At 64.5% G+C, this 17,005-nt stretch carries 16 protein-coding genes; 12 read left to right on the top strand and 4 right to left on the bottom strand.

The genetic code is table 11. From position 1 onward, the window contains the following. The 6 genes from Q8M85_RS18895 to Q8M85_RS18870 all read left to right on the top strand — a co-directional run bounded on the left by Q8M85_RS18895 (window position 1) and on the right by Q8M85_RS18870 (window position 6,058). Window positions 1-987 (top strand): ABC transporter ATP-binding protein, encoded by a 987-nt coding sequence (locus Q8M85_RS18895; RefSeq protein WP_305547460.1) that lies wholly within the window; start codon window positions 1-3, stop codon window positions 985-987. A 43-nt stretch (window positions 988-1,030) separates the two neighbouring features. After that, window positions 1,031-1,729, top strand: coding sequence for a GntR family transcriptional regulator (locus tag Q8M85_RS18890; RefSeq protein ID WP_305547459.1), 699 nt, complete (start codon window positions 1,031-1,033; stop codon window positions 1,727-1,729). Window positions 1,730-1,811: 82 nt separating this feature from the next. Continuing rightward, window positions 1,812-2,771: a dihydrodipicolinate synthase family protein gene (locus Q8M85_RS18885; RefSeq protein ID WP_305547458.1), complete on the top strand. Its 960-nt coding sequence runs from the start codon at window positions 1,812-1,814 to the stop codon at window positions 2,769-2,771. A gap of 1 nt (window position 2,772) precedes the next feature. Then, the gene (locus Q8M85_RS18880; RefSeq protein ID WP_305547457.1) at window positions 2,773-4,002 is read left to right on the top strand and encodes an FAD-binding oxidoreductase; all 1,230 of its coding nucleotides are present in this window, start codon (window positions 2,773-2,775) and stop codon (window positions 4,000-4,002) included. A gap of 1 nt (window position 4,003) precedes the next feature. Further along, window positions 4,004-5,005: a 4-hydroxyproline epimerase gene (locus Q8M85_RS18875; protein ID WP_305547456.1), complete on the top strand. Its 1,002-nt coding sequence runs from the start codon at window positions 4,004-4,006 to the stop codon at window positions 5,003-5,005. A gap of 351 nt (window positions 5,006-5,356) precedes the next feature. After that, window positions 5,357-6,058 carry a hypothetical protein gene (locus tag Q8M85_RS18870; protein WP_305547455.1) on the top strand — a complete coding sequence of 234 codons (702 nt, stop codon included), beginning with the start codon at window positions 5,357-5,359 and terminating at the stop codon, window positions 6,056-6,058. 105 nt (window positions 6,059-6,163) lie between these two features. On the opposite strand, the gene uvrC is transcribed toward Q8M85_RS18870, so the two are convergent. The 4 genes from uvrC to Q8M85_RS18850 all read right to left on the bottom strand — a co-directional run bounded on the left by uvrC (window position 6,164) and on the right by Q8M85_RS18850 (window position 10,081). Then, window positions 6,164-8,032, bottom strand: a complete 1,869-nt coding sequence (uvrC, locus tag Q8M85_RS18865; protein WP_305547453.1) for an excinuclease ABC subunit UvrC — start codon at window positions 8,030-8,032, stop codon at window positions 6,164-6,166. Between the two features lie 301 nt (window positions 8,033-8,333). Next, window positions 8,334-9,107 carry an SDR family oxidoreductase gene (locus tag Q8M85_RS18860; protein ID WP_305547451.1) on the bottom strand — a complete coding sequence of 258 codons (774 nt, stop codon included), beginning with the start codon at window positions 9,105-9,107 and terminating at the stop codon, window positions 8,334-8,336. Then, on the bottom strand, window positions 9,104-9,289 hold the full coding sequence (locus Q8M85_RS18855) for a hypothetical protein (protein WP_305547449.1): 186 nt from the start codon (window positions 9,287-9,289) through the stop codon (window positions 9,104-9,106). The genes Q8M85_RS18860 and Q8M85_RS18855 overlap by 4 nt, the downstream gene beginning before the upstream one ends. Next, window positions 9,290-10,081, bottom strand: coding sequence for a S49 family peptidase (locus Q8M85_RS18850; RefSeq protein ID WP_305547447.1), 792 nt, complete (start codon window positions 10,079-10,081; stop codon window positions 9,290-9,292). 75 nt (window positions 10,082-10,156) lie between these two features. Between Q8M85_RS18850 and Q8M85_RS18845 the strand changes: the two genes are divergently transcribed. From Q8M85_RS18845 to Q8M85_RS18820, 6 genes are all read left to right on the top strand, one after another. After that, on the top strand, window positions 10,157-11,038 hold the full coding sequence (locus Q8M85_RS18845; RefSeq protein ID WP_305547445.1) for a LysR family transcriptional regulator: 882 nt from the start codon (window positions 10,157-10,159) through the stop codon (window positions 11,036-11,038). 87 nt (window positions 11,039-11,125) lie between these two features. Continuing rightward, complete coding sequence (locus Q8M85_RS18840) at window positions 11,126-11,584, top strand: formate dehydrogenase subunit gamma (protein ID WP_305547443.1); 459 nt, start codon at window positions 11,126-11,128, stop codon at window positions 11,582-11,584. Continuing rightward, window positions 11,581-13,086, top strand: coding sequence for an NADH-quinone oxidoreductase subunit NuoF (locus tag Q8M85_RS18835; RefSeq protein WP_305547441.1), 1,506 nt, complete (start codon window positions 11,581-11,583; stop codon window positions 13,084-13,086). Before Q8M85_RS18840 ends, Q8M85_RS18835 begins: the two co-directional genes overlap by 4 nt. Continuing rightward, window positions 13,083-15,974: a formate dehydrogenase subunit alpha gene (gene fdhF / locus Q8M85_RS18830; protein WP_305547439.1), complete on the top strand. Its 2,892-nt coding sequence runs from the start codon at window positions 13,083-13,085 to the stop codon at window positions 15,972-15,974. The genes Q8M85_RS18835 and fdhF overlap by 4 nt, the downstream gene beginning before the upstream one ends. Beyond that, entirely contained in the window at window positions 15,971-16,771 is an 801-nt protein-coding gene (fdhD, locus tag Q8M85_RS18825) for a formate dehydrogenase accessory sulfurtransferase FdhD (protein WP_305547437.1), read from the top strand. The genes fdhF and fdhD overlap by 4 nt, the downstream gene beginning before the upstream one ends. Further along, window positions 16,761-16,991 carry a formate dehydrogenase subunit delta gene (locus tag Q8M85_RS18820; RefSeq protein WP_305547435.1) on the top strand — a complete coding sequence of 77 codons (231 nt, stop codon included), beginning with the start codon at window positions 16,761-16,763 and terminating at the stop codon, window positions 16,989-16,991. Before fdhD ends, Q8M85_RS18820 begins: the two co-directional genes overlap by 11 nt. Window positions 16,992-17,005: the final 14 nt, after the last annotated feature.

The raw sequence follows: 17,005 nt of genomic DNA, 5'->3' as shown, positions 1-17,005 counted from the left end.
ATGACGTCCACCTCATCCGTTGTCCTGAGAGGCATCCGCAAGAGTTTTGGCGCCGTGGACGTGATAAAGGGCGTCGACCTGACAGTTGAACCCGGCGAGTTCTGCGTCTTTGTCGGGCCGTCGGGCTGCGGGAAGTCCACGCTCCTCCGCCTGATCTCGGGGCTGGAAGAGGCGACATCGGGCGTTATCGAGATTGGCGGCGCCGATGTGACCGATGCCGAACCGTCAGCCCGCGGAATTGCGATGGTTTTTCAAAGCTATGCGCTGTATCCACATTTAAGCGTGCGCGATAATATCGGATTCGGCCTATCGCTTGCCAAGCTGCCCAAGGCAGAAATCAAGGCCAAGGTCGAAGCCGCCGCCGCCGCGCTGAAGCTGACCGATTACCTGGACCGAAAGCCCAAGGCCCTGTCGGGTGGTCAGCGCCAGCGCGTCGCGATCGGCCGGGCTATCGTGCGCGATCCCAAGGTCTTTCTCTTCGACGAGCCGCTCTCCAATCTTGACGCCGCTTTGCGCGCACAGATGCGGATCGAACTCAGCGATCTTCACCGCAAGCTGGGTGCCACCATGATCTACGTGACCCACGACCAGGTCGAGGCGATGACGATGGCGGACAAGATCGTGGTTCTGAACGGCGGGAAGATCGAGCAGGTCGGCAGCCCGATGGAGCTTTACAATGCCCCCGTTTCGCCCTTTGTCGCCGGTTTCATCGGCAGCCCGAAGATGAACCTCTATCCTGGCAAGGCGGCGGGGGAACCGTGCGGCACCTATGGCATCCGCCCCGAACATCTGCGCCTGACCAGCGATGCGCCCCGCTGGACCGGAACTGTCCGCCATGTCGAACGGCTGGGGGCCGACACAGTGATCTACCTTGAGGTACCGGGCTTGGGCGAGATGGTGGTTCGCGCCGACGGCGACAGCAATCCGCAGATCGGAGCGACGCAGGGCGTGACACCGGTTCCGGGCCGCGATTTTTGCTACGCCTGAGGCCGCGACCGTTGTATGCCTCTTGTCGACAAGAGGAATGGCCATGTCCGAAGAAGACCCACAAGAACGCAAGCGCGGCACCGGCGCGCGGTTCGTCTACGATACCCTGCGCGACGAAATCCTGAATCTGACCCTGCAACCGGGTGAGCCGGTTGACGAAATCGGCCTGGCCGATCGGCTGTCGATGTCGCGCACTCCCATCCGCGAGGCGCTGGTACGGCTGGCAGGCGATGGGTTGGTGACGTTGCTGCCGAACCGCTCCACCGTGGTCTCGCAGATCGATTTCCCGAACCTGCATCACTTCTTCGACGCGCTGACCCTGATGTATCGTGTCACCACCCGCCTCGCGGCCCAATTCCATGATGCTGCCGATCTGGCCGAGATCCGGTCCAGGCAAAGCGCCTTCGCCCGGGTTGTTCTGGCTGGGGATACTGCCGGAATGATTCAACTGAACCGCGACTTCCACGTCGCCATCGCCGAGGCGGGACGCAACCCCTACTACCTTCAGCTTTTCTCGCGCCTTCTGGATGAGGGCCGCCGTATCCTGCGGCTGTATTACTATCCCACCTTCGAGCCGCGCCTGCCGCACCCGTATATACAAGAACACGAAGCGATCATCACCGCCATCGCCGCGCGCGATATCGCGACTTGCGACCGGCTGGCGAAGGACCACGCCGACAAGATCGTCCAACAGATCCAGCAGATGATGGCACGCGATCTGCGAGTAGACATCGCGCTTTGAAAATCTTGTCGACAAATAAAATGCAAAGTATATCCTGCAATCACACACCTGCGGATTCGCCCGCCTATAGAAGGATTGAAGCATGAAATCGGATATCTTCTCGGGCACCATCCCGGCCCTGATGACCCCTTGCAACGCGGACCGGAGCCCGGACTTCGACACGCTTGTCGCCAAGGCGAAAGAGCTTGTGGGTCTGGGCATGGCCGCCGTCGTCTATTGCGGCTCGATGGGCGACTGGCCCTTGCTCACCACCGAACAACGGATGGAGGGTGTCGAGCGGCTGGTGAAAGCCGGGATCAAGGTCGTCGTCGGCACGGGTGCTGTAAATACAGCCACCTCAGCCGCCATTGCCGCCCATGCCCAGAAGGTCGGCGCACATGGCCTTATGGTCATCCCCCGTCTCTTGTCGCGCGGCACAGTCGTCGCGGCGCAGCGGCTGCATTTCAAGGCGGTGCTGTCGGCGGCGCCGAAGCTGCCCGCCGTGATCTACAACAGCCCCTACTATGGCTATTCCACCAAGGCCGACCTCTTCTTCCAGATCCGGGCCGAGCATCCGAACCTTGTCGGCTTCAAGGAATTCGGCGGCTATGACGATCTGTCCTATGCCGCGAATGCGATCACCGGGGCGGACGCTGACCTGAAGCTTATGATCGGTGTCGATACAGCCGTCTACCACGGCTACGTCAACTGCAACGCCGACGGCGCGATCACCGGGATTGGCAACGTGCTGCCGCGTGAGGTGCTGCATCTGGTCTCGCTGTGCAAGGCCGCGCAGAACGGCGATGCCGAGGCAAGGCGGCTGGCCTATGAGCTGGACCAGGCGATGCAGGTCCTGTCCGAGGTCGACGCTGGCCCCGATTTGGTGTTGTTCTTCAAGCACATGATGGTCCTGCGCGGCGAAGCGGCCTATACCCACCACTTCACCGAGGGCGATGAGCTGTCGGCCAGCCAGAAGGGCTTCATCGAAGCCCAGCTGCGCATGTTCGACGCCTGGTATGCCGATTGGGCCAAGCAGCCCGAGGCTCGGAAATACGCCGCCTGACATGAAGGTCATCGTCATCGGGGCCGGGGTCATCGGCCTGTCCGCCGCCCTGATGGTGCAAGCGCGGGGTCTGACTGTCACGGTGGTGGACCGCGAAGGCCCCGCCGCCGGGGCCTCGGCAGGCAATGCCGGGGCGTTTGCGTTTACCGACATCCTGCCGCTGGCCTCGCCCGGTATCTTGCGCAAGGCGCCGAAGTGGTTGCTGGACCCCCTCGGCCCGCTGACCATCCCGCCTGCCTACGCGCTGCAGATCGCCCCCTGGCTTTACCGCTTCTGGCGGGCCTGTTCGCCACGCGCGGTGGCGGCCTCAACCGCTGCGCAAACGGCGATGATGGACCTGTCGCGGGCCGAGCTAGAGCCTTTTCTGGCCGCGACCGGCACGCTGGGGATGCTGCGCAAGGATGGCAACCTTCAGGTCTATGAGACCGAAGCCGAGTTCCGCGCCTCGCTTCCCGGCTGGGAGGCCAGGACGGCCCACGGGATCGACTTCCGCCACCTGAACGCGGAAGAGATGACCGAGGTGCAACCCGGCCTTTCCCCCCGTTTCACGCGTGGCACCTTCACCCCCGGCTGGTGGTCCATAGCCGACCCGATGGATTATGTGCTGGCACTGGCGGCGCGGTTCCAGGCCCAAGGCGGGACGATCCTGCGGGCCGAGGTCACGGGGCTGACGCCGCAGGACGGGAGGGTGTATATACCGACCAAGGCCGAGCCATTGATCGCCGACAAGGTCGTGCTGAGCGCCGGGGCCTTTTCGCACCGGATCGCCGCGACGCTGGGTGAGCGTATCCCGCTGGAAACCGAACGCGGCTATAACACCACGCTTCCGACGGACGCGTTTGACCTGCGCTGCCAGGTCACGTTTGGCGGGCACGGCTTCGTCGTCTCGCGCCTGTCGACCGGCGTCAGGGTCGGCGGGGCGGTGGAGCTGGGCGGGTTGTCCCTGCCGCCGAACTTCAAGCGATCCGAGGCGATGTTGCGGAAGGCAAAGACTTTTCTGCCCTCCCTGAAGACCGAGGGCGGGCGGCAATGGATGGGCTTCCGGCCGTCGCTGCCGGACAGTCTGCCGGCCATCGGGCGGGCCAAGGCCTCCCCGCATGTTGTATATGCATTCGGCCACGGTCACCTTGGTCTGACCCAAAGCGCCGGGACGGCAAGGATCGTGGCGGACCTGCTGACCGATGCCGCACCGCCGATCAACCTGACCCCTTTCAGCCCGCAAAGGTTCTGACATGGCCGTATATACGTTCTCTTGCCTGGACGGGCACACCTGCGGCAATCCGGTGCGGCTGGTCTCGGGCGGAGGCCCCCGGCTGGAGGGGGCAACGATGCTGGAACGGCGCGCGCATTTCCTGAAGGATTACGATTGGATACGGACCGGACTGATGTTCGAACCCCGGGGGCACGACATGATGTCGGGGTCGATCCTGTATCCGCCGACACGCCCGGATTGCGACGTTGGGGTGCTGTTCATCGAGACCTCTGGCTGCCTGCCGATGTGTGGTCATGGGTTGATCGGAACGGTGACAATGGGGATCGAGAATGGGCTGATTACCCCGCGCGAACCGGGGCGGCTGGCGGTGGATGCTCCCGCCGGAAGGGTCGAGGTTTCGTATATACAGGACGGGCGGTTTGTCGAAGAGGTTCGGCTGACCAACGTGCCGGGTTTCCTTTATGCAGAAGGGCTTACGGCGGACGTTGAAGGTCTGGGCGAGGTCGTTGTCGACGTGGCCTATGGCGGCAACTTCTATGCCATCGTCGAGCCGCAGAAGTGTTTCCGCGACATGGCGGACCATACGGCGGGGGAGCTGGTGGGGTGGTCGCCGAAGCTGCGGGCGGCGCTGAATGCGAAGTATGAGTTTGTGCATCCCGAGCATCCGGCGATCCGGGGGCTGAGCCACATCCTGTGGACTGGGAAGCCCACGGTGCCGGGGGCGCATGCCCGTAACGCCGTGTTTTATGGGGAAAAAGCGATTGATCGCAGCCCGTGCGGGACCGGAACCTCGGCCCGGATGGCGCAGCTGGCGGCCAAGGGTAAGCTGCGCGTGGGGGACGAGTTCCACCATGAGAGCATCATCGGGTCGATCTTCAAGGGTCGGGTCGAGGCGGCGGCGACGGTGGCGGGGCGGGAGGCGATTGTACCGTCCATCGCCGGGTGGGCGCGGCAGACGGGGATCAACACGATCTTCATCGACGACCGGGATCCGTTTGCGCATGGGTTCGTGGTGAAGTAGCCGCTGGGGCGGCGTTCGCTGTGTTAGATCAAGGGGTTGGCTGTAGATACGGGGTCTTCCTTGTGTCTTGCTTGCGTCTTCCTTCCGTCTCTACGCGCGTATCTTTGAGGGCCCGTTAACCATCCGTCGCGAATCGGTGTTGGCCGGGTACCCCCCACCCCCGGCCCCTCCCCACGTTGGGGGAGGGGAGGCGCTTGCTGCTTCTGGTGCGCTGAGGGGGTTGGGGAGCGCCTGGGGTGGGCGGCGGATACCCCGGCGGGGATATTTGAGGACATGAAATGGTCTGGGGTTTCGGAGGGGGCCGCCGGGCGTTGGTGTGGTAGGGTGAGGCGGTGCGGTGGAGGTTGGGTGATGTGGGAGAAGAAGGTTCTGGTCGTTGCTGCTGTGGTGGCTGCGCTGACTTGGGTGGTCGTGTCGCAGGGGCGGTACAGCTGGCACCAGAAGCTGACCATCACGGTAGAGACCCCGGCGGGCGAGCTTTCGGCGTCTGCGGTCAGCGCGGTCAGTTGGCGCAAGCATTGGATCCGTTGGGATGGCATGGGCTGGAGCTGGGACCTGACCGGCGAGGCGGTGGTAATTGAGGTCATGCCGGGGCGCTACCTCTTTGCGCTGCTGAAGGGGGCGGGGACGACGGAATACATGGGCTCGGTCGCCGCCGCCTCTATCGCCGGTCGCGAGGGGCGGGTGCTCGATCAGGCGCTTTTCAGCGAGGTGCATTACCGGAGCAACCGGGCACGGGGCGTGATCATGGTGCCGGAGTATCAGTATCCGATGCTGGTGACCTTTGACGACATCACCAACCCCGAGACGGTGCAGGAGGTGAACCCGGAGGACCTTGCAGCGGTGTTTGGTGAGGGGGTGCGGTTGAAGGCGGTGACGCTGGAGATCACGGAGGAGGCGGTGACGGAGGGGCGGGTTGAGGGGGTTTTGGGGTGGATGTGTAGCTATAAGAGTCCGTACAGGCGATTGAGCGGAAAGAGCGGGGCAATCGCCGACAATGAGTTGTCAAACAATCTTGGCCCCGGAAGTTTCTCAATTGGAGAGTGCAAATGATCTTGTCATCCCCGCGAAGGCGGGGATCCATCACGCGCCAAATGGGTCCCCGCCTTCGCGGGGATGACAGGGTGGAAGGAGTCGGGGTGAACCCCGACCTACGGGTCACCCCTTCGCCGAGAAGTAGTCCGCGATTGTCCTGGCCATCGCTTCGGAAATCCCGTCCACGGCCTGCAAATCCGACAGCCCCGCACGGGCGACCGCCTTTGCGCTGCCGAAGTGTTGCAGGAGGGCGCGTTTGCGGGTGGCTCCGATGCCAGGGATGTCGTCGAGGGGGGTCAGGCTGACGGCCTTCGCCCGTTTGGCGCGGTGGGCGCCGATGGCCCAGCGGTGGGCCTCATCCCGCAGGCGCTGGATGAAGTAGAGGACGGGGTCGTTGCGTTGCAGGGCGAAGGGGCGCTCATTGGGGCGGTGGAATTCTTCCTTCCCGGCGTCGCGGTCGATGCCTTTGGCGACGCCGACCATTGGGATGTCCTCCACCCCGAGTTCGTTCATGATCTCGGCCACGGCCGACACCTGCCCTGCCCCGCCATCGATCAGGAGGAGGTCGGGCCACATGTCGGTCTTGCGCTCGGGGTCTTCCTTCAGCAGGCGCTCGAAGCGGCGGGTCAGGACTTCCTTCATCATGCCGAAGTCGTCGGAGTTGGCCCCGGCCTCGGACCGGATGTTGAACTTGCGGTATTGCGATTTCAGGAACCCCTCGGCCCCCGCCACGATCATCCCGCCGACGGCATTGGTGCCCTGGATGTGCGAGTTGTCGTAGACCTCGATCCGCTGCGGCGGGGCGTCGAGGTCGAAGGCTTCGGCGAGGCCCTGGAGGAGCTTGTTCTGCGTGGTGGACTCGGCCATCCGGCGGGCGAGGCTTTCGCGGGCGTTGCGGGTCGCGTTTTCGACGAGTTCCGCCTTTTCGCCGCGCTGGGGGACGGCGAGTTCGACGCGGCGGTTGGCGCGGGCGGTCAGGGCCTCGGTCACCAGATCGGGGTTGTCGACGGGGTGGGAGAGGAGGATCAGCCGGGGCGGGTCCTTGTCGTCGTAGAACTGGGTGAGGAAAGCCTCCATGATCTCGGGCTCTTCGGCCCCGGCGCCAGTCTTGGGGTAGAAGTCGCGGTTGCCCCAGGACTGGTTGGCGCGGATGAAGAAGACCTGCACGCAGGCCTGCCCGTGTTCAAGGTGGAGCGCGACGACGTCGGCTTCCGCGACGCCTTGCGGGTTGATGCCCTGGGTCTGCTGGACCTGGGTCAGCGCCTTGATCCGGTCGCGGAGGGCGGCGGCGCGTTCGAATTCCATCGCCTGCGACGCCTCGGTCATCGCCTTGGCGAGATCGGCCTGGACCGAGGTTGTCTTGCCTTCCAGAAACCGCGTGGCGTCGGCGACAAGGGTGGCGTAGCCTTCGGGGGAGATCTTGCCGACGCAGGGGGCGGAGCAACGCTTGATCTGGTATTGCAGGCAGGGGCGGGTGCGGCTGTCGAAGATGGAGTCGGAGCAGTTGCGGAGGAGGAAGACCTTTTGCAACTGGTTCAGGGTGCGGTTCACCGCGCCCGCGCTGGCGAAGGGGCCGAAGTAGGCACCCTTTTCCGACTTCTTGCCGCGGTGCTTCTTGATCTGCGGATAGGGGTGTTCCGAGGAGATCAGGATGTTCGGGAACGACTTGTCATCGCGCAGAAGCACGTTGTAGCGCGGCTTCAGCTGCTTGATCAGGTTCTGTTCCAGAAGCAGCGCCTCAAGTTCCGTCCGGGTGGTCAGGAACATCATCGAGGCGGTTTCATGGATCATCCGGGCGATGCGGCCGGAATGGCCCGAGGGGCGCGCGTAGTTCGACACGCGGGCTTTGAGGTTGCGCGCCTTGCCGACATACAGCACTTCGGAGGCCGCGTTCAGCATCCGGTAGACGCCGGGACTGCCGTCGAGAGTCTTCAGGTAATCCTGGATCACCTCATGTCCGCTGCGGGGTTTTGGGTCTAAGGACTCGGGCATGGTTTACACTATGTCGATTCTCGCTCTGGGCTGCCACCGAACAGGGGGACTAGGCAAGAGCAAAGCTGTCCACGGAATCTGGGGATAAGTCAGAGGACAAGATTTCGGGAGAGCGGAATTTCCCTTGTTTTCGGCCCGTTTCGTGAGGATGCTCATTTTTTGTGCAGATTTGTAACCATATGAAAAGACAGAAAAGATTTTCTTCTTTGGCGCAAATCCCTGAATTTCCAAGTGAATTGTGACGGACACGTGACGCTGTCGTGAGAAGTGGACAAGTTGACACGGGGGCTGTCTGGAAGGGCTATTCCACGCCTAGAACGTCCGGCGTTTTCCAACCGAGATGCTGGCCCCCATCGACGGCGATGAACTGGCCCGTGACGCCCGGACTGTCCAGAAAGAACCTCAGTGCTGCAGTGATGTCCTGCGGGTTCGCTCCGCGCTTCAGCACGGTGGCGGCGCGCTGCCGGGCGAAATGGTCTTCGGTCTGCCGGGCACCCTTCAGGGTCGGGCCAGGACCGATGCCATTGACGCGGACGTGCGGGGCAAGGCCCTGAGCGGCGGTCTGGGTCAGCGCCCAGAGGCCCATCTTGGCGATGGTGTAGGTGCTGAACTCGGGCGTCAGTTTCAGGATGCGCTGGTCGATCATGTTGATGACCAGGCCCTGAGCCAGGGGTTCGCCGTTGGCATCGGTCGTGGCTTCAGGACACTGGCGGGCGAAGGCCTGGGTCAGGACATAGGGCGCGCGAAGGTTGGATTCCATATGCCGGTCCCAGCTTTGGCGGGTGGCGGTGTCGATCCGGTCGTATTCGAAGATCGAGGCGTTGTTCACCAGCACGGTCAGCGGGCCAAGCGCGGCGGTCACGGCCGGGACAAGGCCCTGAACCTGCGCTTCATCAAGCAGATCGGCCTGGAACGCCTCTGCCTTGCGGCCCATTGCGCGGATCTCGGCGACGACGGCCTTGGCCTCGTCAGCCGACGACGCATAGTGCACCGCCACGTCATGCCCTCGCCCCGCCAGATACAGCGCCATCGCGCGGCCAAGCCGCTTGCCTGCGCCCGTCACCAGTGCCGTCATTTCGCCTTGCCCCCGCAGTCACACGTCTTGGTGCCGATCAGGTAGCGCCCGCATGTGCCGCAGACAGGGGCGCCCTTGCGTTTCCGAATAACGCGGGGCAGCGCGCCGGGAAAGAGGGCTCGGCCGACCAGGGCGATCAGCACCATCGCCAGCAGGAAGACGAGGATGATCTTGAACAGCATCTAGAGGCCGTACCTTGCCCAAAGTGCGCGGTCCTCGACCGCACCCAGGGTCTCGTCCACCAGTGACAGGCCAAGCCGCTGGAACAGGCTGCGCCTGCGCCCGAGCGGCAAGAGCCGGACCTTGTCGCCGTAAAGCTGTTTCAACTTCGGGACCATGTGCGCGACTCCGTCGGTCAGGCCGAGGTCCACCGCCTGCTGGCCGACCCAGATGTCGGCATTGAAGAGGTCGGCGCTGTCGTCCAGCCTTATGCCCCGGCTGCGGCGGACGTGGTCGATGAAGGCCTGATGGATCGGTCCTTGCAGGGCCTTGAGGCGTTCGATGTCTTCCGGCTTTTGCGGCAGGAAGGGGTCGGCGAAGCTTTTCGACCGGCCCGCCGTGACCACCCGACGCTCGACCCCTTGCCGGGCCATCAGTTCGGGGAAGCCGAAGCTGGCGAAGATCACGCCGATCGACCCGACAAGGCTGCTGGGGTCCACCCAGATGTCGTCCGCCGCACAGGCCAGCCAGTAGCCGCCCGAGGCTGCAACGTCTTCGACAAATGCATGGACTGGGACCTTCTTCTCTTCGGCCAGCCTTCGGATTCGTGCCGCGATCAGCGACGACTGGACTGCCGACCCTCCGGGTGAGTTGACCTGAAGCGCGACGGCGACGGGCTTCATCTTGAACGCCTTCTCGATCAGTGGGGCCAGCGCCTCGTCGTTCAGGGCGCGGGTGCCGGTGCCGATGGTCCCACCAAGGCGGATCACCGGGACGAAGGCGGGTTTGGGCAGGAAGGGGATGAACCGTCTCATGCGCCAGAGGTAAGCCCCCGACCTGCAACCGGCAAGGGGCTTGCGGGCAAGGGCAGGGCGCGGCAGGGTCAGGCCATGATCGACAAGCTGGAAATGTTCATCGCGCTGGCGAAGGAGCGGCATTTTGGCCGAGCGGCAGAAGCTTGCGGGGTGACCCAGCCGTCGCTTTCTTCCGCGATCCGGCAACTGGAGGATCAACTGGGCGTGCAGCTGGTGTTCCGGGGCAGCCGGTTCCAGGGGCTGACGCCCGAGGGCCAGCGGGTTCTGGACCGCGCGCTGGGGATCGTTGGCGACGTGCGGGCCTTGAAGGACGAGATGCGGGTGGTCCGCACCGGGTTGTCGGGAAACCTGCGCCTTGGGGTGATCCCGACGGCCCTGCCGATGGTGGCCGACCTGACCGGCCCTTTCACCCAGAAACATCCGAACGTCCGCGTGTCGATCCTGTCCCGGACCAGCGTCGAGATCCTGACCGGGATCGAGGCCCTGGACCTTGAGGCCGGGATCACCTACCTGGACAACGAGCCGCTTGGCCGGGTGTCGCAAGTCCCGCTCTATACCGAATTCTACCGGCTGCTGATCGCGCCTGGGTCGGAACTGGCCTCACGGCGTCATGTCAGCTGGAACGAGCTGTCGTCGGTGCCGCTGTGCCTGCTGACCTCGGACATGCAGAACCGCCGGATCGTCAACCAGCATCTCGGCGAGGCGGGGGTCGATGCGGTGCCGATGATCGAATCGAACTCGACGATGGCCCTGGTGTCGCATGTGCTGACCGGGCGTTGGGCGTCGGTTGTTCCGAAGAAGCTTGCCGACATGTTCGTCGCCGATGGCCGATTACATTCGATTCCGATCGTGGAGCCGGAGGCCGAGCATACCGTCGGCCTGATCGCGGCGCGCCGGGACCCGCAGACTCCGGTTCTTCAGGCCCTGGTCGATGAGGCTGTGCGCCTGTTTCGATAGACGTTGTCTATCGTTTGACGGTATATCGACATTGAAAATCCTATCAATGCGCGTATACCTCTGTATGCCAGCCAGAGGTTTGCCCGCATGCTCGATTCCCACGTCCAATCCGACCGGATCACCGAGATTCTTGAAGCGCACAAAGGGTTGGAGGGGCCGCTGCTCCCCATTCTTCATGCGATTCAAGAAGCGTTCGGATATGTCCCCGACACCGCCATCCCGCAGATCGCGGCGGCCTTGATGCTGTCCAAGGCGGAGGTGCATGGGGTGATCAGCTTCTACCACGATTTCCGCTCGGCCCCGGCGGGTCGGCATGTGCTGAAGCTGTGCCGGGCAGAGGCCTGTCAGACTGTGGGCGCGGATGCGGTGGCGGACCGGATCAAGGCGGCGCTTGGCATCGACTGGCACGAGACGACCGCCGATGGGCGGGTCACGCTGGAGCCGGTGTTCTGCCTGGGCCTCTGCGCCTGCGGACCGGCGGCGATGGTCGACGGGCGGCTGGTGGGCCGTTGTGACGAAGGCGTGCTGGCTGAGGTGGCGAAATGAAGCTTTACGTTCCACTGGATAGCGCCGCCGTCGCCGTTGGGGCCGACAGGATCGCCGATGCGATTGCCGCTGAGGCTGCTTCGCGTGGAGTAGAGGTGGAGATCATCCGCAACGGGTCGCGCGGGATGGTCTGGCTGGAGCCGCTGGTCGAAGTCGTCACAGATGCGGGCCGGGTGGGCTTTGGTCCGATGACCGTTGCCGATGTGCCGGGCCTGTTCGGCGACCTGTCGGCGCATCCCAAGGCGCTGGGGCTGGTGGATCAACTGCCCTGGATGAAGGGTCAAACCCGGTTGACCTTTGCCCGGGTTGGCGTGATCGATCCGCTGTCGCTGGAGGATTACGTCGCGCATGGCGGTCTGGTGGGGCTGGAACGTGCGGCCAAGATGACCAGGGCGCAGATCGTCGCGGAAGTCACCGAGTCCGGCCTGCGCGGGCGCGGTGGTGCCGGCTTCCCGACGGGGATCAAGTGGAAGACGGTCTCCGAGGCTCCGGGTGAGCAGAAATACATCGTCTGCAACGCGGATGAGGGCGACAGCGCCACTTTCGCCGACCGGATGCTGATGGAGGGCGACCCCTTCACGTTGATCGAAGGCATGGCGATTGCCGGATTGGCCTGCGGGGCGACCAAGGGCTACGTCTACATCCGCAGCGAATATCCGGTGGCGATCCGGGTGATGGACGCTGCGGTGAGGATCGCGCGAGACGCCAAGGTGCTGGGCCCGGCCTTCGACATGGAGGTGCGCGTCGGCGCGGGGGCCTATGTCTGCGGCGAGGAGACGTCGCTGCTGAACAGCCTGGAGGGCAAGCGCGGCGTGGTGCGCGCCAAGCCGCCGCTGCCGGCGCTGCAAGGCTTCCTGGGCCGTCCGACGGTGGTCAACAACGTGATCTCGCTGGCCTCGGTGCCGGTGATCATGGCCAGGGGCGCGGCGCACTATAAGGACTTCGGCCTGGGGCGGTCTCGCGGGACGATCCCGCTGCAGATTGCCGGGAACGTGCGTTTCGGCGGGCTTTACGAGGTGGCCTTCGGTCTGACCCTTGGCCAGATCGTCAACGAGATCGGCGGCGGCACCGCCTCGGGTCGCCCGGTCAAGGCGGTGCAGGTCGGTGGACCGCTGGGCGCCTGGTTCCCGCCGTCGCTGTTCGACACGCCCTTCGGGTACGAGGAGTTTGGTGCCAAGGACGGGTTGATCGGCCACGCCGGTCTGACCATCGCCGACGACAGCACCGACATGCTGGCCATGGCCCGTTTCGCGATGGAGTTCTGCGCGATTGAATCCTGCGGCAAGTGCACCCCCTGCCGCATCGGCGCGGTGCGCGGCGTCGAAACGCTGGACCGTCTGGCCGCTGGCGATGCCAGCGCCATCCCGCTGATCACGGACCTTTGCAACACGATGAAGTCCGGGTCGCTTTGCGCATTGGGCGGCTTCACCCCATATCCGGTGATGAGCGCCCTCACCCATTTCCCCGATGACTTCGCCCGCGCGAAAGAGGCTGCAGAATGAAAGACTTCATCATCCCCGACCGCGACTTCGGCACCCCGGCCGCCAAGTCCAAGACGATGGTCACCCTGACCATCGATGGTTTTGACGTGACCGTGCCGGAGGGCACCAGCATCATGCGCGCGGCGGCAGAGGCGGGCATTCAGGTGCCGAAGCTGTGCGCGACGGACTCGGTTGACGCCTTCGGGTCCTGCCGTCTGTGCCTGGTCGAGATCGAGGGGCGCAACGGCACCCCGGCGTCCTGCACCACTCCGGTTGCCCCCGGCCTGAAGGTCCACACCCAGAACGCCAAGCTGAAACAGCTGCGGCGCGGGGTGATGGAGCTTTACATCTCGGACCACCCGCTCGAATGCCTGACCTGTTCAGCGAACGGCGATTGCGAGCTGCAGGACATGGCGGGCGCGGTCGGCCTGCGCGATGTGCGGTATGAGGCTGTAGATACGCACTTCAAGGTGAAGAATACCAGCGGTGAGGCGAACCCGCTGTATATACCGCGCGACGATTCCAATCCCTATTTCAGCTACGATCCGCAGAAGTGCATCGTCTGCTCGCGCTGCGTCCGTGCCTGTGAAGAAGTGCAGGGCACCTTCGCCCTGACGATCGAGGGCCGGGGCTTTGACAGCCGCGTGTCGTTTGGCGCCAAGACCGATGATGCGCTGGCCAGCGACTGCGTCAGCTGCGGCGCCTGCGTGCAGGCCTGCCCGACGGCGACATTGCAGGAAAAGTCGATCATCGAGATCGGCACGCCATCCCATTCGGTCATCACCACCTGCGCCTATTGCGGCGTCGGGTGCAGCTTCAAGGCCGAAATGCGCGGCGATGAGCTGGTGCGGATGACCCCCTACAAGCACGGCAAGGCCAACCGGGGCCATTCCTGCGTCAAGGGCCGCTTTGCCTATGGCTATGCCACGCACCAGGACCGCATCCTGAAGCCGATGATCCGCGACAGCATCGACCAGCCGTGGCAGGAAGTGTCCTGGGCCGAGGCGATGGAGTTTGCCGCCGCCAAGATGAAGGGCATCCAGGCCAAGTACGGGCGCAATTCGGTGGGGGTGATCACCTCCAGCCGCTGCACGAACGAGGAAACCTACCTTGTTCAGAAGCTGACCCGTGCGGTGTTCATGAACAACAACACCGACACCTGCGCGCGGGTGTGCCATTCGCCGACCGGCTATGGGCTGGGGCAGACCTTCGGCACCAGCGCCGGGACGCAGGACTTTGACTCGGTCGAAGAGTCGGACGTGATCATGGTGATCGGCGCGAACCCTTCGGCCGCGCACCCGGTCTTTGCGTCGCGGATGAAGAAGCGTCTGCGGCAGGGTGCGAAGCTGATCGTCGTCGACCCGCGCCGCACGGAAACCGTGGAAGGCCCGCACTACAAGGCCGCGCATCACCTGGCGCTGACGCCGGGGACGAACGTGGCCGTCGTCAGCGCGCTGGCGCATGTGATCGTCACCGAAAAGCTGTACGACGAAGAGTTCATCCGCACGCGCTGCGACTGGGATGAGTTCCAGGATTATGCCGAGTTCATCAGCCTGCCGAACCACTCACCCGAGGCGACGGAAATCCTGACCGGCGTCCCGGCCGAGGAGCTGCGCAGGGCGGCACGGCTGTACGCGACCGGCGGGAACGGGGCGATCTACTACGGGCTGGGCGTGACCGAGCACAGCCAGGGGTCCACCACCGTCATCGGCATCGCGAACCTTGCCATGCTGACCGGAAACATCGGTCGCAAGGGCGTGGGCGTGAACCCGCTGCGGGGGCAGAACAACGTGCAGGGTTCCTGCGACATGGGGTCGTTCCCGCATGAGCTGCCGGGCTACCGCCATGTGAAGAACCCGGAAGTGCGGGCGATCTATGAAAACCTCTGGGGCGTGACCATCGACCCGGAACCCGGCCTGCGCATCCCGAACATGCTGGACGCGGCAGTCGAGGGCACGTTCAAGGGCCTGTATTGCCAGGGCGAGGACATCCTGCAATCCGACCCCGACACCCACCATGTCGCGGCGGGTCTGGCGGCGATGGAATGTGTGATCGTCCACGACCTGTTCCTGAACGAGACCGCGAACTACGCGCATGTGTTCTTCCCCGGCTCGTCCTTCCTGGAAAAGGACGGCACCTTCACCAACGCCGAGCGGCGGATCAACATGGTCCGCAAGGTGATGGCACCGAAGCAGGGCTATGCCGACTGGGAAGTGACCCAGCTGTTCGCCAACGCGATGCTGAAGGATTCCGGGGGCGCGAACTGGAACTACACCCATCCGTCGCAGATCATGGAAGAGATTGCCATGACCACGCCGTCGTTCGCCGGGGTGAGCTATGAGAAGATCGAGACGATGGGCAGCGTCCAGTGGCCCTGCAATGACAAGGCACCGGAAGGCACTCCGCTGATGCACATCGACGGCTTCGTGCGGGGCAAAGGCAAGTTCATCCGCACCGAATACGTGGCGACGGATGAAAAGACCGGCCCGCGCTTCCCGCTGCTGCTGACGACCGGGCGTATCCTGTCGCAGTACAACGTCGGCGCGCAGACGCGGCGGACGGCGAACGTGGTCTGGCATGACGAGGACGTGCTGGAAATCCACCCGCACGACGCCGAAAACCGGGGTGTGCATGAGGGCGACTGGGTCCGTCTGGCCAGCCGGTCGGGGGAAACGACGCTGCGGGCGACGATCACCGACAAGGTGGCGCCGGGGGTTGTGTATACGACCTTCCACCACCCGGACACGCAGGCCAACGTCATCACCACCGATTTCAGCGACTGGGCCACCAACTGCCCGGAATACAAGGTGACGGCGGTGCAGGTCAGCCCCTCGAACGGTCCGTCCGAATGGCAAGAGGAGTACGCGGCACAGGCGGCCCTGTCGCGGCGGATTCTGGCAGCGGAATGAAAGGCGCGCGGCCAACCCCTCGGCTGGTGTTCGGTCCCTCGGTCCAGCCGGGGGAACGGGTATTGCCCGAGGAAGTGGCCGTCGCGCTGTCGTTCAACGGGACCACGCAGGCGGTGATGATGGCGACGCCTGCCGACCTTGAGGATTTCGGGGTTGGGTTTGCGCTGACGGAAGGGATCGCCGCGCTGGACGAGATCCTTTCGGTCGAGGTCGAGCCGGTGCCGCGCGGGGTGGACGTGCAGATCTGGCTCCACCCGGAAGCCGAGGCGCGACTGTCCGACCGCCGCCGCACCATGTCCGGCCCGGTGGGCTGCGGGCTGTGCGGGATCGACTCGATCGAGCAGGCGTTGCGGGATGTGCCGGTGGTGGCTCCGTCGCGATTTCGGATGACGCCGTCCGAGGTGAAAGCGGCAGTGGCGGCCCTGCCGGGGGAACAGCGGCTGCACGACGCGACGCGGGCGGTGCATGGCGCGGCGTTCTGGAACGGGCGGGTGCTGTTGGCGCGGGAAGACGTGGGCCGACACAACGCGCTGGACAAGCTGGTGGGCGGGATGGTTCGGCAGGGGATCAGGCCAGAAGGCGCGGTGGTGCTGACCAGCCGCGTCTCGACCGACATGGTCCAGAAGGTCGCCATGCTGGGTGCGCCGATGATCATTGCTGTCTCGGCCCCCACGGTCGAGGCGGTGGAGCTGGCTGAACGCGCAGGGATCACCCTGATCGCGCTGGCAAGGGGGGACCGGTTCGAGGTCTTTTCGCATACGGATCGTTTGAAGATGGAGCAGGCCCATGTCGGCTGAAAAGATCACGCGGATGGCGAACCAGATCTCGCAGTTCATGGAATCCAAACCACGCGCCGAGGGCGTCGCCCTACTGGCGTCCCACATCAACGACTTCTGGGACCCCCGGATGCGGCGGCAGTTCTTCGAGATCGTCGATGCCGGAGGCACGGGGCTGCGGCCTCTGGTACTTGATGCCGCCAAGTCCATCCGCCGTCCGCCCGTGGAAGAAGCAGCCTGACAGGTCCAAGCGCC

This window comes from Tabrizicola sp. (assembly GCF_030694085.1).
In the GTDB taxonomy this organism is placed as follows: domain Bacteria; phylum Pseudomonadota; class Alphaproteobacteria; order Rhodobacterales; family Rhodobacteraceae; genus Tabrizicola.
The sequence above is the reverse complement of the archived record's forward strand: the minus strand, read 5'-3'. Positions and strand labels throughout refer to the sequence as shown.